We start from the raw sequence: 25,090 nt of genomic DNA, 5'->3' as shown, positions 1-25,090 counted from the left end.
TCCGATCCTGACGCATCCGTCCTCCAACCTCCTTCCCGCAGGCAGGAGGAGGCGAGATGGACGACGCGGCATACTGGCACGAGGGCGAGCCCCGGATCGTCGCCTCGGGGCGGTGGGAGCAGGACGAGTTCGGCGACACCACCTACATCCCCGACCACATCCGCCCCTCGACCGCCGCCAATTCAGCAATGCACGCCAATGCGTCCGACCCTGACGGCGCCGGGCGCGGCCACTATTGCGAGGAGCCGGAGGCGCGGGATGGCTATCGCGTCCGCTCCGAGGCGATCTGGGCGGCGGCGCGGCGCGACTATCTGGACGGAGACGCGGCCGAGGCCGTCTGCGCCCGCTATGACCTGAAGCTGGGGACCCTGCGGTCCCGCGCCGCGCGCGAGGGCTGGCGCCGCAGCGACACCCCGGACATCTGGCCCGATCCGCAGGACGAGGCCCCCGACGCCGCCCCGCCCGACCTGACCCGGATGGCGGCCCAGGCCCTGATGCGGCTGAACCGCGCCGTGCAACGCGGCCGCGCCGCCGAGGCCGCCTCCTGGCTGCGCACCTGGCGGGCCTTGACGGACCCCGCCCTTCTGGCCGCACTCACGCCGGAACCCGAACCCGATCCCGCCGCCACGCTGAACGCCGACCTGAAAGCCGTCGCCGAGGTCGCCCGCGACGCCGCCCGCCTGTCCCCCGACGACCACGCCGGCCGCATCGCCATCGAAACCCGCATCGCCGCCCTCAAGGCCCGCCTCGACCCCGAGGGCCGGATTTCAGACGATTCAGACGAATTGGACTCTGTTTTTCCGGGTGAGGAGGCGCACCCGCCCCCCGATCCTTCTCCCCTTGAGGGAGAAGGTGGCCCGTAAGGGCCGGATGAGGGGTGTGGGCGCGACCTTTGACGTTTGTCCCCTTTGGCTGCGAGGCGCATTCGGAAAGCAGGGCGCTTACACCCCTCATCCGAGCGCCTTCGGCGCCCACCTTCTCCCGCAAGGGGAGAAGGGTTTTAGTTCTCCGCCGCGATCTGTCTCAGCGCCTGCTCGAACGCCGCCGCCGGCTGGCCGCCGCTGATCAGGTACTTGCCCTCGAGCACTACGGCCGGGACCGAGGTGATGCCCCGCGCCCGCCACAGGTCCTCGGCGCCGCGCACCTCGGTCGCATAGCGGCCCGAGGCCAGGACCTCGCCCGCCTCGGCGCGGTCCAGTCCGGCGGCCTCGGCGGCCTCGGTCAGGACGCGGGCGTCGGTGATGTTGCGGTTGTCGGTGAAGTGGGCGGTGAACAGGGCGCGCTTCAGGGCCTCCTGCTTCTCGGGCGCCGTCTCATGGGCCCAGTGCAGCAGGCGGTGGGCGTCGAAGGTGTTCCAGATGCGGCTGTCCGGCCCCATGCGCATGTCAAAGCCGACCTCGGCGGCGCGGGCGCGGATCATCTCGCGGTTCTGGGCCGACTGTTCGGGGGTCGAGCCATACTTGGCGCCGATGTGCTCGACGATGTTCTCGCCCTCGGGCGCCATCTGCGGGTTCAGCTCGAACGGCTGGAAGGCGATGTCGGCGGCGATCCCCTCGCCCTTCAGCGTCTCCAGCGCCGTCGTCAGCCCGCCCAGCCCCACGGCGCACCAGGGGCAGACCACGTCCGAAACGAAGTCGATCTTAAGGGTCTTCAGCGGGGCGGGGGCGTCGGTCATGGGGGCGGTTCCTGGCGTTTGTTATCCGCACCATATGGTGTTGCTGATCGCAACCGCCAGCCCCCCTTCGCCCTTCTCGCGACCGCCGTGCTCTGCGGCCTAGCGCTTGCCCATCAGGGGCGAGAACAGGGTGTTGACCTCGTCCATCTGGCCGTGGCCCTGGGCGGCGCGGTGTTCCAGGTCGTCGGCCCGCTCCTGCAGCTCCCTGGCCCGGACGGCGCGCGGATCGTCCTCGGGCACGGCGGCGAGGGAGGGGCGCCGCGCCTCCAACTCGGCCAGAAGCTCGTCGAACCGGGCTTGGTTCATCGCCTCCCCCTGCTCGAACAGGGCGATCGCCTCTTCCAGGGCGGCTTCGAAGGCGGCTTGATCGGGCATGGACCTCGTTCCTCTTATGCTCACGCTTTTTCAATGAGCGGAGACGCGCGCGGGTTCCGTCTTGGCCGTCGCTCACGAAGGGTTTACGGCGAGCCCTGTCCTTCTCGCCTGCGGAGCGCCCCCGATGCGGACCTCGAACCTGCCCGCCGCCCTGCTGGCGCTGCCGCTGCTGCTGGCCGCGTGCGAGGCCCTGCCCCGGCGCCCGGCCAGCCAGACGGCCGCCGCCGCCAGCGCCGTCTGCGCCGTGCCCGCCGACCTGCCCCCGCCCGCCCCTATACCCCGCCCGCCGACGAGGTGGCCGCCGACGTACCGGTCGCCTTCAACATGCTGGCCGTCAGTTGGTCGCCCCAGGCCTGCCGCTCGGGCAAGGACTACCCGGACGAACGCTATCAGTGCGCCGACAACCGGTTCGGCCTGACCCTGCACGGCCTGTGGCCCAATGGCGCCGACAACAGGCACCCGCGCTACTGCGCCGCCCCCGGCCCGGCCATCCCGATCGCCACGGTGAAGAAGCACTTCTGCATGACCCCCTCGCCCTCGCTGCAACAGCACGAATGGGCGGCCCACGGCACCTGCGGCTGGGACAGCCCCGAGGCCTATTTCGAACAGGCCGCGCGGATGTGGAACGGCCTGAACAAGCCGGATCTGGAGGCCATCCCGGCCGGGCGCCTGACCGCCGGCGCCATCCGCGACGCCTTCGTCGCCGCCAACCCCGGCCTGCCGCGCGAGGGCGTCTTCATCGCCACGACCGACGGCTGGTTCCGCGAGGCGCGGCTCTGCTACTCCAAGGCCTATCAGCCCATGCGCTGCCCGCGCGGCATGGGCGCTCCCGACCGCGAGCGTCTGAAGCTGGCCCCGACAGGCGTCTCGGGCGGCGCCTCGCAAACGACCCGTTAACCGAAGCGGCGCAGCCTCAGGCCGCAGTCCGCGTGGACCGCCCAGTGGAGCGCCGCCGATGTCGACCGTGCTGACCCAGAGCTACCGCCGCCAGCGCGACCATTTCGAGCCGCAGGATCTGGACCCGCAGGAGCAGCGCCGCCTGCGCGGCCAGTTGGAGCAGATAGACTACGCCGCCTTCGTCTCGAACCGCGAGGTTCTCGGCCAGACCCTGTCGCGGGTGGACACAGGGACGTTCCAGAAGCTGGCCGTCCTGACCGCCAACGCTCGCGCCCGCTGGGCCGCCGAAGCCCTGCGCCTTTCGGAATCCGGTTCGGCCGTCACGGTGGACCAGACCGCCCGCCTGACCGCCGCCCGCACCGCCTATGAGGAACTGGCCGAAGCCTACGAAGCCCTGCGCCGCATGGTCGAACGCGGCTACCTGACCTTGCGGTGACGCGCCCTCCTCGTGGACAAGATCAGTCCAGCGACTGCGGCTTGGTGACGACCGGGGCGTCGGGATCGCTTTGCGAGGGGCGCGCTGCGGTCGGCGCAGGCGCGGAAGGCTCGACCGGTTCGGGCGCCGGGGCGATCACCACTACGGGCGGAGGCTCGACCGACGCCACGACAGCCGGCGGCGCGGCGTTGGCCGCCGCGGTGGCGGCGCTGGCGGCGGCGGGAACAGCGCGTGGCGGCGCGACGCGGGCCGGCGGGGCCCGCGTAGTCGTCGCCTCTCCGACGGCTGCGGCCGTTGCGGTCTCGACCGGAGCAAGGTCTGCGGGCGCGGTGGCCGGAACGGCCAGCGGCGCTGCAACGGTCAAGCTCTCAGGCGCCAGCGACCGGGCGGCAGGGGCCGGTGCGCTGTTCGAGCGCGTGATCAACCAGGTGACCACGGGCGCGCCGATCACCACGACCGCTGCTGCCGCGACATAGAGAGGCATGCGATTGACGCCCGACCGCTTCGCCGCGCGCACTGCGACTGGCGCTGAAACCTGCGCCTCCTGAGCCCGGGCGGTCTGGATCCGGGGCGCCTCCGGCTCGGGCGCGGGCATGGCGGATCGTGCGACCGACGGAGCGACGGGTTGCGGCGTGACCGCCGCCAAGGGGACCTTCGGCAAAGGACGCGGCGTCATGTCAGCCGGGACGGCGGGCGCAGCCTGCAACGGAGGCTGAGGCTGACGCCCAGGCATTGGCGCCGTCAGCAAACCTGAAGTGATATTTGGCTGCCTCGAGCGGCGCTGCGGCACCAGAGAACCGCCGAACACGCCGCCGACCGCGGCGGCCGGGCGCGGCCCCGCCTTGGGCGCCTCGGTCTTCGGAGCCTGGACGGCCGGCGTTTCGGGCTGCAGGGGCGGCGGCGTCAGGCCCGCACCGCGCGGCAGCGGCCCGGTCCGGAACACCGTGGGGGACGGACGCCCCCACTGCACCTGACCGCGCGCAAAGGGCTTGGACTGATTTTCGGCGTCGGACATTCGGGCTCCGGCGCCGGAGAGGCGCGCATCACGAAAAGGGTCGGCAAACTCTCAAACTGCTGAGCGAGTTCGGCGGTTTCGTGACAGCCGAACTCGCCTTCAATTCTTCAGACGATAACCTGTCCGGAAGATCCAGCCCACCACCGCCAGGCAGGCGAAGAAGAAGCCCAGCGTCGCCGTCAGGCTGACTCCCACGCTGACGTCCCCCACGCCGTAGAAGGCCCAGCGGAAGCCCGAGATCAGATAGACCACCGGATTGAACAGGGCGACGGTGCGCCAGCCTTCGGGCAGCATGTCGATCGAATAGAAGGCGCCGCCCAGGAAGGTCAGGGGCGTGACGATCAGCATGGGCACGAACTGAAGCTGCTCGAAATTCTGCGCCCAGACCCCGATGATGAAGCCGAACAGGGCGAAGGTGGTCGAGATCAGGATCAGGAAGGCCAGCATCCAGAAGGGATGCAATATCTGCAACGGCACGAAGAAGGCCGCCGTGGCCAAGATGATCAGGCCCAGGATCGCCGACTTGGTCGCCGCCGCCCCGACATAGGCCAGCACGATTTCCAGCGGCGAAACGGGCGCGGACAGGATCTCGTAGATCGTCCCGGTGAATTTCGGAAAATAGATGCCAAAGCTGGCGTTGAAGATCGACTGGGTGAACAGGCTGAGCATGATCAGTCCCGGCACGATGAAGGCGCCGTAGGGCACGCCGTCCACCTCGGTCATGCGGCTGCCGATGGCCCCGCCGAAGACGACGAAATAGAGCGAGGTCGTGATGACCGGCGTCACCAGCGACTGCCACAGGGTGCGCAGGGCGCGCGCCATCTCGAAGCGGTAGATGGCCCAGACGCCGTATCCGTTGAAGCTCATCACGCGACCTCCCGATCCTGATGGACCAGGCCGACGAAGATGTCCTCGAGCGAGCTCTGGCGGGTGCTGAGATCCTTGAAGCCTATCCCCAGGTCCGACAGGCGGCGCATCAGGGACGGCACGCCGGTCTTTTCGGCGTTGGAATCGAAGACGTATTCCAGCTCGGCCCCGTCGCACTGCAGCGCCAGGTTCCATTCGGCCAGTTCGGGCGGCAGGGCCGCCAGCGGCTCCTGCAACTGCAGCGTCAGGGTCTTCTTGCCCAGCTTCTGCATCAGGTCGGCGGTCTTCTCGACCAGGATGAGTTCGCCCTTGAGGATGACGCCGACGCGGTCGGCCATCTCCTCGGCTTCTTCGATATAGTGGGTGGTCAAGATGATGGTCACGCCGCGCTCGCGCAGACGACGCACCAGCGACCACATGTCCCGGCGCAGCTCGACATCGACGCCCGCCGTGGGCTCGTCAAGGAAGAGGATGTCCGGTTCGTGGCTCAGGGCCTTGGCGATCATGACGCGGCGCTTCATCCCGCCGGACAGGGTCATGATCTTGGCGTCCTTCTTGTCCCACAAGGAAAGGTCGCGAAGGATCTGTTCGACATAGGCCGGATTCGGCGCCTTGCCGAACAGGCCCCTGCTGAAGGTCACGGTGGCCCAGACGGTCTCGAAGGCATCGGTCGTCAGCTCCTGCGGCACCAGACCGATACGGGTGCGGGCGGCGCGATAATCCTTCTGGATGTCATGACCGTCGGCGAGGATGACCCCGGTCGAGGGCGTGACGATGCCGCAGACGATGGAGATCATCGTCGTCTTGCCCGCGCCGTTCGGCCCCAGAAGGGCGAATATCTCGCCCTTCTGGATCTCCAGATCGACGCGCCTGAGGGCCTGATGGCCGGACTTGTAGGTCTTGGTCAGACCCTGGATGGAAATGACTGACGGCATGGGCCCTCCCCGGCGTGGGTTGGCAGATAGGAAGACGACCGAAGTGACTCAAGGGTCCGCTCAAGCACGGATCATTCCGCGCATCACCGGGTTATAGACGAAGCGCTTCGCACGCGTTTCGCGAACCTCGAATGCAAGGTTTGAACCCATGTCCAGACGCCGTATCCTCGCCGTGGCGGCCTTGCCGTTGGCCTTCACCCTGGCGGCCTGCGAAACCGAAGGCGCCCTGCCGGAGCACCTCGGCTTCGGCGCGAATCCACAACTGCCCCAGGCCAGGGTCCAGCGCGTTCCAACCGTGAAGATCGCCCCCGCTGTCGGCTGGCCCGAGGGCGGAGCCCCCGTCGCCGCACAGGGCCTGGCGGTGAACGCCTTCGCGACAGGTCTGGATCACCCGCGCTGGCTCTATGAGTTGCCCAACGGCGACGTCCTGGTCGCCGAGACCAATGCTCCGCCCAAGCCGGAAGGGAACGAAGGCGGGCTCCGCGGCTGGTTCGAGCGCCGCATCATGGGCAAGGCGGGCGCTCGCGTCCCCAGCGCCAATCGCATCACCCTGCTGCGCGACGCTGACGGCGACGGCGTGGCCGAAACAAAGACCGTCTTCCTGTCCGGCCTGACCTCGCCTTTCGGCATGGCCCTGATCGGCGAGCGCCTGTTCGTCGCCAACGCCGACGCCGTGGTCGCGGTCCCCTATCAGACCGGCCAGACGCGGATCGACGCCACGCCGGTCAAGGTCGCGGACCTACCCGCCGGTCGCAACCACCACTGGACCAAGAGCCTGGTGGCCTCAAGGGACGGCTCGAAGCTCTATGTCGGCGTCGGCTCCAACTCCAATGTCGGCGAGAACGGCCTGAACGAGGAGGTGGACCGCGCCACTGTGCTGGAGATCGACCCGACGACCGGCGCGCGCCGCGTCTTCGCTTCGGGCTTGCGCAATCCGGTCGGCATGGCCTGGAACCCCGAGGACGGACGCCTGTGGGTCTCGGTCAACGAGCGCGACGAGATCGGCGACGACCTGGTGCCCGACTACATGACCTCGGTCACGCCCGGCGGCTTCTACGGCTGGCCCTGGAGCTATTACGGCCAGACCGTCGATGCGCGGGTTCAGCCGCCCCGCCCCGACATGGTCGCCAAGGCCATCAAGCCCGATTACGCGCTCGGCTCGCACACGGCCTCCCTGGGCCTGACCTTCTACACCGGCGCCCTCATGCCCCAGTGGCGCAACGGCGCCATCATCGGCCAGCACGGCTCGTGGAACCGCAACCCGCCCGCCGGCTACAAGGTCTTCTTCGTCCCCTTCAGCGGCGGCAAGCCTTCAGGGCCGCCGCAGGACGTCCTGACCGGCTTCCGCAATGACAAGGGCGAGGCCATGGGACGACCGGTCGGGGTTCTGGGCATCCGCTCGGGCGCGCTTCTGGTCGCCGACGACGTGGGTAACGCCGTCTGGCGCGTAACCCCTTCCGCCTCCTGAAGCCTCAATGAAAAAGGCCCGACGCAAGCCGGGCCTCTCCGTCTGCGCCGTCGCCTCGATCAGTTCGGCGGCGTGATCACGATGGGCGCGGGCGGGGCCGTCGGCGTGACCGCCGCTGGGGCTACGGCTGTCGGGGCGGCCGTCTGAGGCGCGACCGACAGATAGGGCTGCGGCCCCATGGGGACGGGCGCCTCCACCACCGGCGCCGGCGCAGGGGCGCCCCTGGGCGCGATGCGGGCGGCTCTGGCCGGCGTCGCCCGGCGCTCGACCAGCGCCGCGTCGGACGGCGGAATGGGCGGGGCCGGCGTCTCCATCGGAACGGTCGGCGCCGTCAAAGGCGTTGCGACGGGCGCGACCGGCGCGGCATCCAGGGTCGTCGGCGCCACCGGCTCAGCGGGCTGCATCAGCATGGCCGCCGCCGCGCCGCCAACCACCAGCACGCCCAGGGGCGCCAGGATCATCCAGGTCTTCACCCGCTTGTTCGACTTGCGGGCGTCACCGCGGGCGTAGACGGGCACATAGGCGTCGCTGTCGATGCGGGCGGCGGCAGGGCGAACCTGATCAGTATAGGTCACGGACATGATGTCTTCTCCTTTGATCGAGGCCCCTCAACCCCGGCCAAAAGAGCAAGGTTCCACGAAAAGGCGCGTCGCCGCGAAGAAACACCACCCCCGCCACAGTTCAGGCGAAAGCATGATCAAGTCATCAATCTGTCGTTTCTTGAGACCTTCTGTTCGGCAAGCCCTGCGGAGGTTGACGTAACGTCGCGCAGCAACCTTACGCAACGTCATCGAAAACGAGGCCCAAGCATCGCATTGTCGAAACATTGTGGCGATGCGCGCTTGCGACCTGTTGACCCGCCGCCGCTGCCCGTTCATCACCATTGAAAGGCATAAATTCGGGAAGAGGCGGCGCAACCATGGGTCTGGCAGCGAACATCCGGCGCGATATCAGGTTCGCGAGCGGGCTGTACCGCCTCCTGAAACGCATCAAGCCCATCACCCTCGACAGCGACGTCCTGCTCTGTGACGACATCGAGGAAGCGGTCGACAAGTTCCCCGACAATGTCGCGCTCGAAGATGAGACCCGCCGTCTGACCTATCGCGAGCTGGACGCCCTGGCCAACCGCTACGCCCACTGGGCCAAGGCGCGGAACCTCAAGCGTTCGGACGTCATCGCCCTGGTGATGCACAACCGGGTCGAATACCTGGCCGCCTGGTTCGGCTTCTCCAAGGTCGGCGTGGCCACGGCCCTGATCAACACCAATCTGACGGGTCAGGCCCTGGCCCACTGCCTGACCATCTCCAACGCCTTCAATGTCGTGACCGACCAGGAGAGCTGGCGCGCGGTCGAAGAAGCCCGCCCCTTCGTCGACCGCAACCTGATGAGCTGGGTCCACGGCCTGGCCGACGAGGACGAGACCAACGACCGCCGCGACATCGACAACGCCGTGCGTAGCGCCTCCTCGGTCCGCCCCGACAGGAGCCTGCGCAGCGGTCTGACCAACCGCGACACGGCCCTGTTCATCTTCACCTCGGGCACGACCGGCCTGCCCAAGGCCGCGCGCATCCCGCACTCTCGCGCCCGCACCTATATGCGCGCCTTCGCCGGGGCCACCGCCTCGACGCCCAAGGACGCCCTCTACAACTGCCTGCCGCTGTATCACTCGACCGGCGGCCTGGTCGGGGTCGGCTCGATCCTGCTGAACGGCGGGCGGATGATCATTCGCCGTCGCTTCTCCTCGACCCATTTCTGGCCCGACGTGAAGGCGTCCGGCGCCACCATGTTCGTCTATATCGGCGAGCTGTGCCGCTATCTGGTCAACTGCCCGCCCAATGAGGACGAGCGCGCCCACAAGCTGCGCCTGGCCTTCGGCAACGGCTTGCGCCCCGACGTCTGGACCGAGTTCCAGACACGGTTCGGCATCAAGGACATCATGGAGTTCTACGGCTCCACCGAAGGCAATGTCTCCCTGTTCAACTTCGACGGCAAGGCGGGCGCCATCGGCCGCGTGCCCAGCTATCTGAAGTCGCAGATCAACATCCGCCTGATCGCCCTGGACCCGGAAACGGGCGAGCCTCTGCGCCGCGCGGACGGGCTGTGCCAGCTGGTCTCGGTCGGCGAGACGGGCGAGGCGATCGGCCAGATCGCCTCGGACATCCGCCACGACTTCTCGGGCTACGCCGACAAGAAGGCGTCCGAGAAGAAGATCCTCACCGACGTCTTCAAGAAGGGCGATCGCTGGTTCCGCACCGGCGACCTGATGCGTCAGGACCGCGAGGGCTATTTCTACTTCATGGACCGCCTGGGCGACACCTATCGCTGGAAGGGCGAGAACGTCTCCACCGCCGAGGTCGAGCAGCGCCTGCATGACGCGCCGGGCGTTCAGGAAGTCATCGCCTATGGCGTTTCCGTTCCCGGCCAGGAAGGCAAGGCCGGCATGGCCGCCCTGGTGCTGGAGGGCAAGTTCGACCCCGCCGCCTTCGCCGCCTACGCCGACGAACAGTTGCCGCCTTACGCCCGCCCCGTCTTCCTGCGCCTGATGAAGTCGGCCGAGACCACCGGCACCTTCAAGTACCGCAAGGTCGATCTGGTTGCCGACGGCTTCGACGCGGCCAAGGTCGACGGCGCCGTCTACGTCCGTGGCGGCAAGGCCGGCTATCAGAAGCTGACCGCCAAGGCCTATGAGGCCATCCTCGACGGCACGACGCGCCTCTAGGGCCGGGCGCGCCCGCGAAACGCCTGCGGCGTCTGCCCCGTCTCGGCCTTGAAGGCCCGGTTGAACGGCCCGATCGAGCCGAAGCCGCAGTCATAGGCGATGGTCAGGATCGGCAGGCGACGCAGCGCGGGGTCCGCCAGCCGCCGTTTGGCCTCCTCGATACGGAAGCGGTTGGCCATCTGGTTGAAGTTGCGAAAGCCCAGGCCGGCGATGCTGCGGCTGACCCTATACTCCGCCTCGCCCAGGCGCCGCGACAGATCGGCGACCTTGAGGTCGGACTGAACATAGATCGCCTCCTCGGTCATCAGGCTCAGGATGCGGTCGCCCAGGCCCGCCTCCTCATCCGTCAGGGGCCGCGCACGGCTGCGCCCGACCGCCGTCAGCGGATGCCTCCGACGCCACCCGACGGCGAAGCCCATGCCGGCCAGGGCGATCAGGGCGCAGACCATCTTGATCTCTCCGCTCCAGCGCGCCGCCCAGCTGCCGTCCGGCGCCCCGTTCACCCAGACGACGGCGACCGCCAGAATGGCCGCATAGCCAGCCGTGAAGCCGATGCGGAAACGCCGCTCCGAGGCGGAAACGCCCGCGCCCAGCCCCTTCAGAGGCTCAACCGCGGCCAGCAGCAGCAGGGCTGAACTGACCAGGCCGCTGATGTTGCCCACCATGCGCGGCAGGGACATCGCCATATCCGGAGCCAGGCGCAGGAAGGCGCCCGCCCCCACCAGGGTCAGGACCAGCATCAAGGGCCATCTTTCGCGCGCGCCTTGCCTGGGCGCAGGCCGCTGGAACAGGGCGCGGACCAGCAGCCACGACCAGCCGCAGGTGGCGTCGCCCAGCACCGCCACGACCTCGGTCGCCGCTCCGAAACGATGGCCCATGACCTGTGCCAGACAAAAGGCCGCCACCGCCGTCGCGAACAGGCCGCCGTAGAGTTGGACGTCCGTCAGACGGATCTGCGCGCGTGGCGACGCCGTCAGACCTTCAGCACTCATGACCGCGCCTCCCCGTCACGGAGGGAGTGAAAATCCATGGCCGATTTCCAAATCGGCGAGATCACGACCGCCAAACCGCTCACAGCCCGAACCACCTCAGACGAACCAAGGGTGAATTGGACGTGACGACATCGAAAATCGCAAGCCCGTCGATCAGCCTCCGACCGGGGACCGGCCTGCTGCGCCGATCCGGCCTGGTCTGGTTCTGCATCGCCGCCGTCGGGCAGACCGCATTTATCTGGATGATCCTGGCCCATTTCGGTCGGCGGACCCTGATCGGCGACTTCGCCGGCTGGAACGACAAGCCCCTGATCAAGGGCTATGCGCCCGGCGACGACGCGGGAAATCTGATGTTCGCGGTCCACGTCCTGCTGGCGGCGGTCGTCACCCTCAGCGGGCTGATGCAGCTGGTCCCCGCCCTGCGCCGCCGGGCGCCCGGCCTGCATCGCTGGAACGGGCGGGTCTTCCTGACCACGGCCGTCGTCATGGCCCTGGGCGGCCTGTGGCTGACCTGGGGGCGAGGAACCTATCTGTCGCTGATCTCGGCCATCGCCGTCTCCGTGGACGGGATTCTGATCCTGATCTTCGGAACCCTGGCCTGGCGCACCGCCGTCCGACGGGATTTCGGAACCCACCAGCGCTGGGCCATGCGCGCCTTTCTGGCGGTCAACGGCGTCTGGTTCCTGCGGGTTGGACTGATGGCCTGGGCCATCGCCACAGGCGGACTGGGCATGAACAACACTTTGTCCGGCCCGGCCGACGTGGTGCTGCAGTTCGGCGCCTATCTGATCCCCCTGGCCCTGTTCGAGGCCTACTGGCGCGCCGGGCGCAGCACCAGGCCTGCCGTCAGGCTGCTGGTCATCACCGCCATGGCCCTAGCCGCCGCCGTCACCGCCCTGGGCGTCTTCGGCGCCGTCGCCTTCATGTGGGGCCCCTATATGCTCTAGGGGCGACAGCCTGCGACATCATCGCCGCGCCCAATCCGTCCCGAACCGGGATTCCTGAAACTCGCCCTTAAGCATTAACGCCGATAACGGGCCTCCTGAGCCTTCTCCTCCAGGACGTCCGACCGCCCCATGTTCCAGATTATCGGCATTGTCCTGCTGTTCGCCATGGTGTTCGGCAGCTACGTCCTGGCGGGCGGCAAGTTCGGCGTCATCATGCACGCCCTGCCGCACGAGTTCATGGCCATCGGCGGCGCGGGCGTCGCCGCCTTCCTGATCTCCAACAGCCTGCCGGTCATCAAGAGTTCGCTCGGCGGTCTGGGCAAGACCTTCGCCGGACCCAAGTGGAAGAAGCAGGACTACAAGGACCTGCTCAGCCTGCTGTTCCAGCTGACCAAGACGATGAAGTCCAAGGGCGTGATCGCTCTGGAAAGCCACATCGAAAAACCGGCCGAGAGCACCATCTTCCAGAAGTACCCCAAGGTGCTGAAGGACCACTTCGCCACCGACTTCATCTGCGACACCCTGCGGATGATGACCATGAACCTCGAGGATCCGCATCAGATCGAGGACGCCATGGAAAAGCAGCTGGAGAAGCACCACCACGAGCATCTGGAAGCCGCCCACGCCTTGCAGAACCTGGCGGACGGCCTGCCGGCGCTCGGCATCGTCGCCGCCGTTCTGGGCATCGTGAAGACCATGGGTTCGATCACCGAGCCGCCGGAAGTCCTGGGCGGCATGATCGGCGGCGCCCTGGTCGGCACCTTCCTCGGCGTCTTCCTGGCCTATGGCCTGGTCGGGCCCTTCGCCGCCCGCCTGAAGGCGATCATCGACGAGGAAGCGGCCTACTACAAGATCATCCAGTCCGTGCTGGTCGCTCACCTTCACGGCAACGCCGCCCAGATCTCGGTCGAGATCGGCCGAGGCGACATCCCCTCGACGGCCCAGCCCTCCTTCGCCGAGATGGAGGAAACCCTGGCCGCAGCGCCGATGGACGCCTGATCCCGCCGCGCCTGGTCCGCTTCGCTCGACGAAGGGAACACGGATCGCTCACGCGGGTTCTCCACTGGTCACGTTTACGTGCACGTGTGGAGTTTCACATGAAAGCCCTTCCGGTCCTGCTGTTCGCCGTCGCCACCCCGATCCTCGCGGGTTGCAACGACGCTTCGCCGCCGCCGCAGACCGCTCCATCCCCGGCCGAGGCCGCCGCCGACCCTGAAGTGTCGATGACGCCCAAGCCGGACGATGCTGCATCGCCGCCCGGCGATTCGGTCGCGCCGCCCTCCTCGCCGCCGCAGAATCCTCCGACCCTGCCCGAGGAAAAGCCGCCGACTGATCCAATGAATCCGACGACTCCGCCAATTCCTCCGGCCTGACGTCGGGCTTGTCGAACCCCGTAAACTCGCGTTACGCCTAGCATCGGCGGGATTGGCCCGCCGAGTTTCAGAAATCAAAGGGGCTATAGTCACCATGACCATCCGTCGCCTGATGATCGTCGCCGCGGGCCTCAGCGCCCTGTCGCTGGCCGCCTGCCAGCAACCCGCGACCAAGACCGAAGACAACGCCGCCGCCGCTGCCGACGCCGCCGCAGACACGGCTGCAGTCGCTGCGGATCAGGCCGCCGATGCGGCCACCGCCGCGGCTGGCGCGGCCACCGACGCCGCCGCCTCCGCCGGCGCGGCCACGGAAAAAGCCGCTGACGCCGCCGGCGCGGCCATGACTTCGGCTCCCCCTCCGCCGCCTGCCGAAAAAGCCGCCCACTAAAAATCCGGAACGCCAACGACCTTCAAAGGGCCGTCCTGACTGGAATCAGGGCGGCCCTTTCTTCATGCGGATAACGTGACTTCACGAAGCCGTGAGAATTTCGCTTGCGGTTTTCCTCACGATCCCGTTATCTCCACCTAGCGAGGGTTCATGATCTCGCTTTTACCTTCTGAAGGATAACAACTATGCGCATCACCGCTCTGATCGCCGCTTCGGCCGCCGCTCTGGCCCTGGCTGCTTGCCAACCGGCCGCCACCGACAAGGCTGAAGACGCCGCCGCGACCGCCACGGACGCTGCCGCCACCGCTTCGGACGCCGCCGCCACCGCCGACGCCGCCGCCACCGACGCTGCCGCCGCCGCCACCGACGCTGCTGCTGCTGCTGCTCCGGCTGCTGACGCCGCCGCCGCTCCGGCCGCTGCCGCTCCGGCTGCTGCCCCGGCTGCTCCGGCTGCCGCTCACTAAGACTTACGTCTTGGATCGCGGCCCCCGGGTCGCGATGCGGAAAGGGGTCGTCTTCGGACGGCCCCTTTTTTCATGCCTGCTATCCAGCCCGGCCGGCGGCCGCTAAAGCCCCGGCATGGCCGACGAACTGCCCGAATACGATATCGACGACGCCTCCCCGCGACTGCTGTGGGCCGAGGACGGCTCCCCCCGCTCCGGCCGCTTCGGCGACGTCTACTTCTCGAAGGATGACGGACTGGCCGAGACCCGCGCGGTCTTCCTCGACGGCTGCGGCCTGCCGGACGCCTGGGCCGGTCGGGCCGACTTCACCGTGGCCGAGCTCGGCTTCGGCACCGGGCTGAACATCGTGGCCCTGCTGGACCTGTGGCGCCGCTCCCGCCCCGAGAACGGTCGCCTGCACGTCTTCTCCATCGAAGGCTTCCCCCTCACCCGCGATGAGGCCGCGCGCGCCCTGTCCGCCTGGCCCGAACTGGCCGAGATCGCCGAGGCCCTGCTGGCCGTCTGGCCCGAGGGAACGCCCGGCTTCCACCGCCTCGACCTGCCGCAATGGCAGACGACCATCGACCTGGCCGTGGGCGACGCCGAGTGGGCGCTGGGCCAATGGTCCGGTCCCGCCGACGCCTGGTTCCTCGACGGCTTCTCGCCCGCCCTCAACCCCGGCATGTGGTCGCCCGAGATCATGGCCCTGATCGCCGCCCGCTCCGCGCCCGGTGCGCGGATCGCCACCTTCACCGTCGCGGGCGCCGTGCGGCGCGGCCTGACCGAACAGGGCTTCCTCGTCGAGAAAAAGCCCGGCCACGGGCGCAAACGTGAGCGGCTGGAGGCCCATCTGCCTTCGCCGCCGCCCCAGCGCGTCTCGCGACCCCACGTCGCCGTCGTCGGCGCCGGGATCGCCGGGGCCTCGGTCGCCCGCGCCCTGATCGCCGGCGGCGCCCGCGTCACGGTCGTCGAGGCGGAACACTCCGGCGCCGGCGGCTCGGGCTTCCCCGCCGCCCTGGTCACGCCCCGCCTCGACGCGGGCGACGCCCTGATCGCTGGATTCCACGCCCAGGCCCTGGAGCGCGCCGGCGACCTCTATCGCGCCCTGCCCGACGCCGTCATCGCGGAGGGGGTGCTGCAACTGGAACAGGCTGCGCGCGACGCCGCCCGCTTCGACAAGATCGCCGCCCAGGACCTGTGGCCGGCCGCCGCCATGACCCGCCTGGACGCTGCTGCCTGCGCCGCCCATCTGAACGTCCCTATCGCGACCGGCGGCCTGATGATGCGCGGGGCCATGGCGCTGCGCCCCTCGGCGGTGCTGGAACCCTGGCTGGCCGGCGCCGAGCGCATGACCGCCCGCGTCGCAACCCTCACGTCGCAGGACGGACACTGGCGCCTGCTCGACGCCGGGCAGGGCCTGATCCTCGAGGCCGATATCGTTGTCCTGACCGCCGGATGGGGCGCCGCCGCGCTCGCCCCGGAGCTGCCCCTGTCGCCCGTCGCCGGTCAGGCGGATTGGGTCGAAGGCCCGAACACCGTCCCTGTCGCCTGGGGCGGTTACGCCGTACCCACGGAGTCCGGCCTGCTGTACGGGGCCACCCATGATCGAGGTCAGGCCGCCCCTACCGCCGATGACCAAGCCTCAGCCCGCAACCTCGCCACGCTCGCCGCCGCCCTGCCCGCCCTCGTCGCTACGGTCGAGGCCGCCAGCTCGTCGCGACGGCGAGTCGCCGTGCGCGCCACAACGCCCGACCGCTTACCGGTTTCAGGCGCCCTGCCGGCGCCCGGTCTTTACGCTCTGACGGGCATGGGCTCGCGCGGCTTTTGCGTCGCGCCCCTGTTGGCCGAAGATCTCGCGGCGCAAATCCTGGACCGACCTTCGCCATTGCCTCTGGCGACGCGCAAGCGGCTGTCGCCCGGGCGTTTCGCCTGAGCTGCAGGCAACCGCGGCGGAGTTCGTGCGCTTAGACAGCCAAGGTTCATCCTGTTGATTCCAGACTGACGCGTCAGTCCTGTCGGAGCCTTCACATGTCTCGCCACGTCTCCACCCTGCTGCTCATCGCACCCGCCTTTCTGGCGGCCGGCCTCGCCTCTTGCGCGCCCACGGCCAGCCACGAGGCTTCATCGGCGACCTCGTCGCCGCGGCAGTGTTTCTACTCCCGCCAGGTCACCAGCTTCCGCGGCGACGATCAGACGCTCTATGTCCGCACCCAGAACAGGGACGTGTTCGAGCTGCAGGCGCTCGGCTACTGCAACGACCTCGACTTCTCCCTCACCATCGCCTTCCTGCCCGGCGTCATGGACCGCCTGTGCGCCGGCGACACGACCCGAATCGTCGCTTCTGGCGGACCCGCGCCGCAAACGCCCTGCCGGGTCCGCGTGATCAAGAAGCTGACCGACGCCGAAATCGTCGCGCTTCCGGACCGCAACCGCCCCTGATCCTCGCGCTTCGCCGTCATCCTGCGCCGGATTACTTCGCGGTAATCCTGGCATGCGAGGTTTGAGAACGGCTCGCTGAAACGCTAGATAGCGAGACTGTTCACAACTGCGTTCCGGCGACGAACAGAAGGTTCGCGCCCCTGCCCCGACCCTCTCAAGGATCCTCGCACGTGGCGAAAACCCTTCGTACCCCGGCTCTGCTTCTGGCGGCCGCCGCCGCCGTCCTGACCCTTTCCGCCTGCGGCGGACATGGCGACGACAAGTCCAAGGCCGGCGAAAAGTCGGGCGCCTCGCGTCAGACGGTCAGCGTCGCCACGGCGACCGAGGTCGCCCTGCCGCGCGTCATCGTCGCCTCGGGCAGCGTCTCGGCCTGGGAGGAAGTGCCGGTCGGCGCCGAAACCGGCGGCCTGACCGCCGTCGGCGTCTATGTCGACGAAGGCTCCTACGTCCGTCAGGGCCAGGTCCTGGTCAAGCTGAACGACGCCCTGCTTCAGGCCCAGTTGCGCCAGCAGCAGGCGGGCGTGCAGACCGCCGAGGCCAATGCCGCCCGCGACGACGCCGCCCTGGCCCGCGCCCAGGAGCTGAAGCAACGCGGCTTCCTCAGCCAGGCCTCGCTCGACAACGCCCTGGCTGACCAGCGCGCCTCCCAGGCCAATCTGGCCTCGGCCCGCGCCTCGCTGTCGGAGACCCGCACCCGTCTGGCCCAGAGCGAGATCAAGGCCCCCGTCTCGGGCCTGATCATCAGCCGTAGCGTCACCAAGGGCCAGATCGTCGCCGCCGGGACCGAGCTGTTCCGCATGGTCCGCGACGGCCGCCTGGAGCTAGACGCCCAGGTGCCCGAAACCGACCTGCCCGCCCTGCGCGCCGGTCAGACCGCGACCATCACCTCCAACGAGGGCGTCGCCACCAGCGGCACGATCCGCATCGTCACCCCCGAGGTCGACGCCCAGACCCGCCTCGGCCTGGCCCGCATCACCCTGTCCCCCGGCAGCGGCCTGAAGCCGGGCATGTTCGCCCGCGCCTCGATCAACGCCGGGGCCCAGCCGACGACCGTGGTGCCGACCGGCGCCGTCCTCTATCGCAACAACAAGTCGGGCGTCTTCGTGCTGGACGCTCAGGCGGCGGCCCACTTCCGCCCAGTGACGGTCCTGTCGCGTCGCGACGACCAGACCTCGGTCAGCGGCGTGGAGCCCGGCGTTCGCGTCGTGGTCCAGGGCGCCGGCTTCCTGAACGAGGGCGACAAGGTCACCATCGCCCCCGCGGCGGCCGTAGCGCCGGCCGCCGCGCCCGCGGCCTCCGCTCCGGCCCGCAAGTAAGGCCAGGCCATGAACCAGATCTCTTCCTGGGCCATCAAGAACCCCATCCCCATCATCCTGCTGTTCCTGTTGCTGACCCTGGCTGGGGTGACCGGCTTCATGGGCATGCGGATCAACAACAACCCCGACATCGACTTCCCTCTGGTCTCGGTCACCGCCGCCCGGCCCGGCGCGGCCCCGGCCGAGATGGAGGTCCAGGTCACACGGGTGATCGAGGACTCGATCGCAGGCCTGTCGGGCGTGCGCCATATCTATTCCAACGTCACCGACGGCGTCTCCTCGACGACCATCGAGTTCGAGCTGGGCACCGACACGGAACGCGCCACCAACGACGTCCGCAACGCCATGAGCGGCGTTCGCGGCTCCCTGCCCCAGGACATGCAGGAGCCGACGGTCCAGCGCATCGACATCACCGGCGACGCCCTGATCACCTATGTGGTCCGCTCGCCGACGATGACGCCGGAACAGATCAGCTGGTTCATCGACAATGAGATGAGTCGGGCCCTTCTGGCGTTGGGCGGCGTAGGCGAGGTCAATCGCTCGGGCGGCGTCGATCGGGAAATCCGTGTCGAGCTGGACCCGGTGCGCCTGGCCTCCTACGGCGTCACCGCCGCCGAGGTCAGCCAGGCCCTGACCAGCGTCAACAACAACCTGCCCGGCGGGCGCGTCACCGTTGCCGGGTCCGAGCGCGCCGTGCGGACGCTGGGCGCCGCCGGCTCGGTCGAGCAGCTCCGCGAGACCCTGGTGCCGCTGGGCGGAGGCAAGAGCGTGCGCCTGGGCGACCTGGGCGCCGTGGTCGACAAGTGGGGCGAGCCCCGCCGCCTGGCCCGCTACAATGGTCAGGAGGCTGTGACCTTCAACTTCCTGCGCTCACGCGAGGCCAGTGAGGTCAAGGTCGCCGAAAAGGTCCGCGCCGAGGTGGCCAGGATCGATGAGGCTCACCCCGAGCTGACCATCGAACAGGTCACCTCCAGCGTGAAATACATCGAGGAGAGCTATCTCGCCTCGCTGGAGGCCCTGGGCCTGGGCGCCGTCCTGGCCGTCATCGTGGTCTTCATCTTCCTGCGCGACTGGCGCGCGACCCTGATCGCGGCCACGGCCATGCCCATGTCGCTGATCCCGACCTTCGCCCTGCTGGCGCCCATGGACCAGTCGCTGAACAGCGTGACCTTGCTGGCCCTGTCGCTGACCATCGGCATCCTGGTCGACGACGCCATCGTCGAGATCGAGAACATCGTCCGCCACATGCGTGACGGCAAGCCGCCCTACGACGCCGCCTTCGAGGCCGCCGATGAGATCGGCCTGGCCGTGGTGGCCACGACTGGCACCATCATCGCCGTCTTCGCCCCGGTCGGCTTCATGCCGGGCATCATTGGTCAGTTCTTCAAGGCCTTCGCCCTGGCCGCCTGCATCAGCGTCTTCTTCTCGCTGGTGGTGGCCCGGATGCTGACGCCGCTGATGGCCGCCTACCTGCTCAAGCACACCCATCACGAGGACAAGGACCCCTTCTGGATGAAGGGCTACCTGAAGGGCCTGCACTGGTGCCTGGGCAACCGCTGGAAGGTCTTCGTCCTGGGCGGCGTCTTCCTGTTCGGATCGGTCTTCCTGTCGGTCGCGGCCAAGATGTCGTTCGAGTTCATGTCGCCCGGCGACGAAGCCCGCGCCGCCTTCCAGGTGGAACTGCCGCCCGGTTCAACCCTGCGTCAGACGGACGCCGTGGTGCAGCAGGTCACCGCCAGGCTGAAGGCCCGCCCCGAGGTCACCTCCGTCTACGCCGCCATCGGCGGTCAGGACGTGGGTCAGGCCAATGTCTACGCCGACATGACGCCCAAGGGCGACCGCGCGCTCAGCCAACAGGCCTTCCAGCGCGTCATGGTCGATGAGCTGAAGCAGATCCCCGGCGCCCGCATCCGCGCGGGCATCGCCCAGCAGGGCGGCGGCCCCGGCGACGGCACCAGCTACACCTTCTCCATCCTGGGTGATGATCCGACGACCCTGGAGGCCGCTGCGCGCAAGGTCGAGGAAGAGATGCGCGGGGTGCCGGGCCTGGCCAATGTGGTCAACACCGCCGCCATCGCCCGCCCGGAAATCCTGGTCACGCCGCGCCCTGACGAAGCCGCCCTGCTGGGCGTCTCCGCCGGGGCCATCTCTCAGGCCGTGCGCGTGGCCACCATCGGCGACATCGAGCAGAACCTGCCCAAGTACAACCTGGGCGATCGCCAGATCCCGATCCGCCTGCAACTGACCGAGGAGGCCCGCGAGGACCTCAACGTGCTGGAGAACCTGCGCGTCCCGACCGCCTCTGGCGCCTCGGTGCCGCTCAGCGCCGTGGCCGACATCGAGTTCGGCGCCGGCCCGGCCACCGTCAGCCGTCAGGACCGCTCGCGCATCGCCTCGATCCGCGCCGAGCTGGACGGCATGACCACCGGCGCCGCCGGCCAGGCCGTCAACCGCCTGCCCGCGGTCAAGGAACTTCCGACGGGCGTGCGTCAGGTGCCGGCCGGAGACGCCGAGTTCATCCAGGAGATGATCACCGGCTTCGCCATCGCCTTCATCTCGGGAATCCTGCTGATGTACGCGGTCCTGACGCTGATGTTCAAAAGCTTCGCCTATCCAGTCACCATCATGGCGGCCCTGCCCCTGGCCATCGGCGGCGCCTTCATCGGCCTGGTGATCGGCGGCAAGAGCTTCTCCATGTCGGCCCTGATCGGGGTGCTGATGCTGATGGGGATCGCGGCCAAGAACTCCATCCTGCTGGTCGACTACATCATCATCGCCGAGAAGGAGGGCGGCATGACACGCCGGGAGGCCATCATGGACGCCGCCCACAAGCGGGCGCGCCCCATCCTGATGACCACCTTCGCCATGGGGGCCGGCATGGTGCCGATCGCCCTGGGCGTCGGGGCCGACGTCGAGTTCCGCTCGCCCATGGCCATCGCCGTCCTGGGCGGTCTGATCTCCTCCACCTTCCTGTCCCTGCTCTACATCCCGGCCTTCTTCACCATTGTCGACGACGTGGCCGGGTGGGGCCGGCGGATGCTGGGCCGCATGTTCGCCGGCCAGCGCAAGCTGGCAGACGGCAGCCGCCCTGGAGAGCCCAAACCGCCGGTCGGGGCCGAGCCTTACCTCGGCGACTGAGGGCCGCCGTCCCGGCTGAACGACAGAACCCCCGGAGCCCGCGCTCCGGGGGTTTTTTCCTGCTGGCGTCGTGCAAGCCAGGGCTACCGCAGGGCGACGCCCGGTTGCGCTTGATCTTCCAAGAGCCGTCACCCTCTGACTCGGCTCGCCGGTTGTGGGCGCCAGGCGTTCGAGCGAGGCCCTACCCTGGCAGGACGCGCTCCAGCCCCTCGAAACAGGCCCGGCGCACGGACGCACACCCTCGGACAGCAGAAAGGGCGGCGGACCGAAGTCCGCCGCCCTCTCCTCAACCTGAAATCAGGTCGGACCTTAGAAGGTCTTCGTGAGGTTCACGAAGGCCGTCCGGCCCAGGTAGTCGTAGCCCGAGTACAGCGGAGCGTTGCCGACCCGGTTGTACACGCCCGACGAGATGGTCGGCGGATCTTCGTTCAGCAGGTTGCGAACGCCGGCCGTGACCGTCCAGCCTTCGCCCGTGTACTGAACCGAGGCGTTGTGCAGGTAGTAGTCCGGCACATCCAGGTCGTACTGGCTCGTGACAGGGTTCTGACCGTAGTAGTCGTAGCTGTCCATGCCCTGGATCCAGTCGACGCCGTAACGCACGCGCCACTTGTCCCACGCATAGGAGACGTCAGCATTCCCGGTGAATTCCGGGTTGTTGATCATGCCCTTGAAATCTTCCAGCGGGTCCACATCGAACAGCCTGCTGGCGATTTCCGTGTACTGGGTGATGCCCAGGTTGAACAGCACGGCGCCGGGGCCGACGTCCTTGCGGTAACGGACCGTGTAGTCCAGACCCTTGACGACGTCCGTGGCCAGATTGACGTAGCCGTTTTCGACCGTCAGCTGGTTGTTCTTCGCCGGGTCGCGCTTGACCAGGGCGCACATGCCGACTTCGTTGTTGAAGTCTTCAACGCGCGAGTCGTAGCAACCTTCCAGGATGTTGGTCGCGCCGTAGCGCGCCACGCCGTTCTTCACCTCGATCTCGTAGTAGTCGACGGCGAAGTCCAGGTCGCCCCAGCCTTCCGGCAGGGTCGGCTGCAGCACCAGGCCGAGCGTCAGGTTGGTCGAGGTTTCCGCCTTCAGGTTGTTCGACGCGCCGCCGACGCTGTAGACGGCGATGCTGGACGTCGCCTGGAAGTTGTCGGCGAGACCCTCCGAGGCGCAGTTGGCCTTGCGGTTGTCGTTGACGCCGTCAGCGCCCCAGTTGTTGCAGACGTCGTTGCCCGCGGCCTGGAAGCCGGAGGTGGCGCCCAGGAACTGCTCGAACAGCGCCGGAGCGCGGAACGAGGTGCCATAGGTGCCGCGGAAGGTCACGCCCATGACCGGCTGATAGACCAGACCCACCTTGTAGGTCGTGTCGTCGCCGTAGGAGTCATAGTCCGTGTAGCGGAACGAGGTGTTCAGCGTCAGTTCGCGAGCGAACGGCGCGTCACGCAGCAGCGGCGCTTCGATTTCGCCGAAGACTTCCCACACCGAGTCCGAACCGCGGGTCGGTTGCGAGCTGGAGTAGTTGTAGAGGTTGGCGTTGATCGAATCGAGCGCGGGGGTGTCGTCGATCTCCGAGTCACGCCATTCGGCGCCGAAGAAGCCCATCACCTTGCCGGCCGGCAGGTCGAACAGCGGACCATCGACGCCGAAGCTGATGATCTTTTCCTCGAACTCGGTCACGCCCGTCACCGGACGATAGATGTAGTCCATCCATGCCTTCGGCAGCACGCCGCCGATGACCTGGCTGCTCAGCGCCGGCGCGGCGATGCAACCGGGGTTGGAAGCCAGCTGGGCGCACTGGAACTGGCCCGGTGCGATTTCAACAACGTCCAGGCTCTCGATCAGGCGGTTCTGGATGAACTGCTCGCTGACGTATTCCGAACGCGACTTCGAGTAGCTGGCCGACAGGTCGTAGCGCCATTCAGGGATGAAGAAGTCACCCTTGATGCCGACAACGTTGCGGTTGAAGTCCTGCTCCTGCGACGAGCGGTCGTTGCCGAAGCCGATGAAGGCGCGAACGCCGACGTCCTTGCCCTTGTTCAGACCCTGGTCGGCCGAGAAGACGCTGTTGCGCAGGTCGCCGGCCGGGATCAGCGGGCTGCCCTTGGCGTAGTCCAGCGCCAGCTGACGATAGCCGGTCTGCGAGGATTGACGGTTGTTGAACAGGACCTCGGCATAGACCTCGGCGTTGCCGAGAGCGTTCAGCTGATAGCCGCCTTCACCGTACAGGGTGGTGATTTCAACCGGCGAGATCAGCGAACGGTTCAGCATGCGCGGGTCGAAGGTGTCGCGCACGTTGCTGTTGATGCCCGTGCCGCCAACGCCTTCGAAGCCGGCCATCGGCCCCGTGGTCACGCCCGAGTTCGGGCGGAAGCGGTTGTACAGGCCAGGACGCGTGCCGGCGGCGCCGGTGCCGGCGATCTCGATGAAGGTGCGGTTGCCCGCGCTGTTCAGCGGGCCTTCGACGCCCACGCCGATCGAGTTGATCGCCGAGCCGTTCGAGCCCGTGCCGGTGATCGGGTAGCACTTCGACTGGCCGGTCAGCGGGTCGATGTAGTCGCGGCTCGCGCCGGCGGCGGTCGGACGGCGGCCGTCCGTCTGGCAACGCGTGAATTCACGGTCGTTCAGCGTCAGCTCCGAACGCTCGTAGCGCTCGAGCGAACCGGCGGCGCGCCAGCGGTCGCCACGGGCGCCGGCCGTCAGCGAGTAGCGGCTCGAGCCGCCAGCGCCGTCGGCGTCGACCGGCTGGTTACGCTGGGCTTCGAAGATCAGGCCTTCGAAGTTCTTGCGGGTCTGGATGTTGACCACGCCGGCCACGGCGTCCGAGCCGTACACCGACGAGGCGCCGTCGCGCAGGACTTCGACGCGGTCGATCATCGCGGTCGGCAGGACGTTCAGGTCGGCCGAACCGACCGAGCCGCGCGAACCGGCCGGCGAGACGCGACGACCATTCAGCAGCACCAGGGTGCGGCTCGGGCCCAGGCCGCGCAGGCCGATGGTGTTGGCGCCGGGGCCGCCGTCGGTGACGTAGCCGCCGAAGGCGTTGTTGATCTGCGAGGTGCCGCCCGTGACGGCCGTGCTCTGCAGGGCTTCCGAGGCCGAGGCGAAGCCTTGCAGCGTCGCTTCTTCACGCGTCACGACCTGGGTCGGCGACGGGGCATTGTAATTGTCGCGGCGAATGCGCGAACCGACGACGACGACTTCGTCGACGGACGTGGCGGCTTCCTGGGTATTGGTTGCGTCCTGAGCGAACGCGGCTCCCGGTGCGAGCAGGGTCAACGACAGTGCGGCGGCGCCGGCCACCATCGTCGTGCCCAGCAGGTAGTCTTTACGAGTGCTCATATGCCTCTGTGTACCTGTGAATACTGAACAACTTACACAGCGTTACGCGAACGCCGTTTCGGATACCAATGTTCGACTCTACGTTTCTTGGATACGTTCGGGCTATGCAAAGGGGGACATCAGAGCAATAAAAATATTGCGAGAAAGCGACGTTCTGCGAAAAACTGCGTCATTTTTGACGCCAAGGAACCCATTTCACACCACAATTCGTCCATTTATGGCAGGAAATAGTCATTTCTTGCCCGTATTGTGACGCTATTTGGCGCGATTAAGGCAAAGCTTGAGCCGTATCGCGGCGAAGGCGCGTCCATCTGATCCTCGCCGCCACATTCGGCGC

General features: G+C 68.1%; 22 protein-coding genes. 14 read left to right on the top strand and 8 right to left on the bottom strand.

All coding sequences use genetic code 11. The features are described from left to right. Positions 1 to 56 precede the first annotated feature (56 nt). Complete coding sequence (locus tag IFE19_RS02445) at positions 57 to 863, top strand: hypothetical protein (RefSeq protein WP_207825379.1); 807 nt, start codon at positions 57 to 59, stop codon at positions 861 to 863. A gap of 137 nt (positions 864 to 1,000) precedes the next feature. Here the strand turns inward: IFE19_RS02445 and IFE19_RS02440 are convergent, their stop codons facing one another. After that, on the bottom strand, positions 1,001 to 1,675 hold the full coding sequence (locus IFE19_RS02440) for a DsbA family oxidoreductase (protein WP_207825377.1): 675 nt from the start codon (positions 1,673 to 1,675) through the stop codon (positions 1,001 to 1,003). A 99-nt stretch (positions 1,676 to 1,774) separates the two neighbouring features. Continuing rightward, positions 1,775 to 2,050, bottom strand: coding sequence for a hypothetical protein (locus IFE19_RS02435; protein WP_207825375.1), 276 nt, complete (start codon positions 2,048 to 2,050; stop codon positions 1,775 to 1,777). Positions 2,051 to 2,230: 180 nt separating this feature from the next. Here IFE19_RS02435 and IFE19_RS02430 point away from each other — a divergent pair, with 180 nt between their 5' ends. After that, the gene (locus tag IFE19_RS02430) at positions 2,231 to 2,947 is read left to right on the top strand and encodes a ribonuclease T2 family protein (protein WP_225910356.1); all 717 of its coding nucleotides are present in this window, start codon (positions 2,231 to 2,233) and stop codon (positions 2,945 to 2,947) included. A gap of 58 nt (positions 2,948 to 3,005) precedes the next feature. Beyond that, positions 3,006 to 3,383, top strand: a complete 378-nt coding sequence (locus IFE19_RS02425; protein ID WP_207825373.1) for a hypothetical protein — start codon at positions 3,006 to 3,008, stop codon at positions 3,381 to 3,383. A gap of 22 nt (positions 3,384 to 3,405) precedes the next feature. Here the strand turns inward: IFE19_RS02425 and IFE19_RS02420 are convergent, their stop codons facing one another. From IFE19_RS02420 to IFE19_RS02410, 3 genes are all read right to left on the bottom strand, one after another. Further along, positions 3,406 to 4,398 (bottom strand): hypothetical protein, encoded by a 993-nt coding sequence (locus IFE19_RS02420; protein ID WP_207825372.1) that lies wholly within the window; start codon positions 4,396 to 4,398, stop codon positions 3,406 to 3,408. A gap of 99 nt (positions 4,399 to 4,497) precedes the next feature. After that, positions 4,498 to 5,265, bottom strand: coding sequence for an ABC transporter permease (locus tag IFE19_RS02415; RefSeq protein ID WP_207825370.1), 768 nt, complete (start codon positions 5,263 to 5,265; stop codon positions 4,498 to 4,500). Beyond that, the gene (locus IFE19_RS02410; protein ID WP_207825368.1) at positions 5,265 to 6,200 is read right to left on the bottom strand and encodes an ABC transporter ATP-binding protein; all 936 of its coding nucleotides are present in this window, start codon (positions 6,198 to 6,200) and stop codon (positions 5,265 to 5,267) included. The genes IFE19_RS02415 and IFE19_RS02410 overlap by 1 nt, the downstream gene beginning before the upstream one ends. A gap of 148 nt (positions 6,201 to 6,348) precedes the next feature. Between IFE19_RS02410 and IFE19_RS02405 the strand changes: the two genes are divergently transcribed. Next, positions 6,349 to 7,668, top strand: coding sequence for a PQQ-dependent sugar dehydrogenase (locus IFE19_RS02405; protein ID WP_207825367.1), 1,320 nt, complete (start codon positions 6,349 to 6,351; stop codon positions 7,666 to 7,668). A 59-nt stretch (positions 7,669 to 7,727) separates the two neighbouring features. Here IFE19_RS02405 and IFE19_RS02400 read toward each other — a convergent pair whose 3' ends face one another. Next, positions 7,728 to 8,249: a hypothetical protein gene (locus IFE19_RS02400; RefSeq protein WP_207825365.1), complete on the bottom strand. Its 522-nt coding sequence runs from the start codon at positions 8,247 to 8,249 to the stop codon at positions 7,728 to 7,730. A gap of 338 nt (positions 8,250 to 8,587) precedes the next feature. Here IFE19_RS02400 and IFE19_RS02395 point away from each other — a divergent pair, with 338 nt between their 5' ends. Then, a complete protein-coding gene (locus IFE19_RS02395; RefSeq protein WP_207825363.1) occupies positions 8,588 to 10,387 on the top strand; it encodes a long-chain-acyl-CoA synthetase in 1,800 nt (599 codons plus the stop codon). Here IFE19_RS02395 and IFE19_RS02390 read toward each other — a convergent pair. After that, positions 10,384 to 11,379, bottom strand: coding sequence for a helix-turn-helix domain-containing protein (locus IFE19_RS02390; protein WP_207825361.1), 996 nt, complete (start codon positions 11,377 to 11,379; stop codon positions 10,384 to 10,386). The genes IFE19_RS02395 and IFE19_RS02390 overlap by 4 nt on opposite strands. 122 nt (positions 11,380 to 11,501) lie before the next feature. Here IFE19_RS02390 and IFE19_RS02385 point away from each other — a divergent pair, with 122 nt between their 5' ends. The 9 genes from IFE19_RS02385 (at position 11,502) to IFE19_RS02345 (ending at position 21,423) form a co-directional block, all read left to right on the top strand. Next, positions 11,502 to 12,326 (top strand): DUF2306 domain-containing protein, encoded by an 825-nt coding sequence (locus IFE19_RS02385; protein WP_225910355.1) that lies wholly within the window; start codon positions 11,502 to 11,504, stop codon positions 12,324 to 12,326. A 129-nt stretch (positions 12,327 to 12,455) separates the two neighbouring features. Beyond that, positions 12,456 to 13,325 carry a flagellar motor stator protein MotA gene (gene motA / locus IFE19_RS02380; RefSeq protein WP_207825359.1) on the top strand — a complete coding sequence of 290 codons (870 nt, stop codon included), beginning with the start codon at positions 12,456 to 12,458 and terminating at the stop codon, positions 13,323 to 13,325. Between the two features lie 98 nt (positions 13,326 to 13,423). Then, positions 13,424 to 13,699: a hypothetical protein gene (locus tag IFE19_RS02375; RefSeq protein ID WP_207825357.1), complete on the top strand. Its 276-nt coding sequence runs from the start codon at positions 13,424 to 13,426 to the stop codon at positions 13,697 to 13,699. Between the two features lie 94 nt (positions 13,700 to 13,793). Continuing rightward, complete coding sequence (locus IFE19_RS02370; protein ID WP_207825356.1) at positions 13,794 to 14,087, top strand: hypothetical protein; 294 nt, start codon at positions 13,794 to 13,796, stop codon at positions 14,085 to 14,087. Between the two features lie 185 nt (positions 14,088 to 14,272). Further along, positions 14,273 to 14,551 (top strand): hypothetical protein, encoded by a 279-nt coding sequence (locus tag IFE19_RS02365; RefSeq protein WP_207825355.1) that lies wholly within the window; start codon positions 14,273 to 14,275, stop codon positions 14,549 to 14,551. Between the two features lie 115 nt (positions 14,552 to 14,666). Then, positions 14,667 to 16,463 (top strand): FAD-dependent 5-carboxymethylaminomethyl-2-thiouridine(34) oxidoreductase MnmC, encoded by a 1,797-nt coding sequence (gene mnmC / locus IFE19_RS02360; protein WP_207825354.1) that lies wholly within the window; start codon positions 14,667 to 14,669, stop codon positions 16,461 to 16,463. Between the two features lie 95 nt (positions 16,464 to 16,558). Further along, positions 16,559 to 16,969: a DUF6491 family protein gene (locus IFE19_RS02355; RefSeq protein ID WP_207825353.1), complete on the top strand. Its 411-nt coding sequence runs from the start codon at positions 16,559 to 16,561 to the stop codon at positions 16,967 to 16,969. A gap of 170 nt (positions 16,970 to 17,139) precedes the next feature. After that, positions 17,140 to 18,285 (top strand): efflux RND transporter periplasmic adaptor subunit, encoded by a 1,146-nt coding sequence (locus IFE19_RS02350; protein ID WP_207825352.1) that lies wholly within the window; start codon positions 17,140 to 17,142, stop codon positions 18,283 to 18,285. A 9-nt stretch (positions 18,286 to 18,294) separates the two neighbouring features. Further along, positions 18,295 to 21,423, top strand: a complete 3,129-nt coding sequence (locus IFE19_RS02345; RefSeq protein WP_207825351.1) for an efflux RND transporter permease subunit — start codon at positions 18,295 to 18,297, stop codon at positions 21,421 to 21,423. A 309-nt stretch (positions 21,424 to 21,732) separates the two neighbouring features. On the opposite strand, the gene IFE19_RS02340 is transcribed toward IFE19_RS02345, so the two are convergent. Further along, on the bottom strand, positions 21,733 to 24,753 hold the full coding sequence (locus IFE19_RS02340; protein ID WP_207825349.1) for a TonB-dependent receptor domain-containing protein: 3,021 nt from the start codon (positions 24,751 to 24,753) through the stop codon (positions 21,733 to 21,735). Between the last annotated feature and the right edge of the window lie 337 nt (positions 24,754 to 25,090).

It is taken from the genome of Brevundimonas pondensis, from assembly GCF_017487345.1.
Taxonomy (GTDB): Bacteria; Pseudomonadota; Alphaproteobacteria; order Caulobacterales; family Caulobacteraceae; genus Brevundimonas; species Brevundimonas pondensis.
Note: the sequence above shows the minus strand (reverse complement) of the source record. Positions and strands in the feature narration are given on the sequence as shown.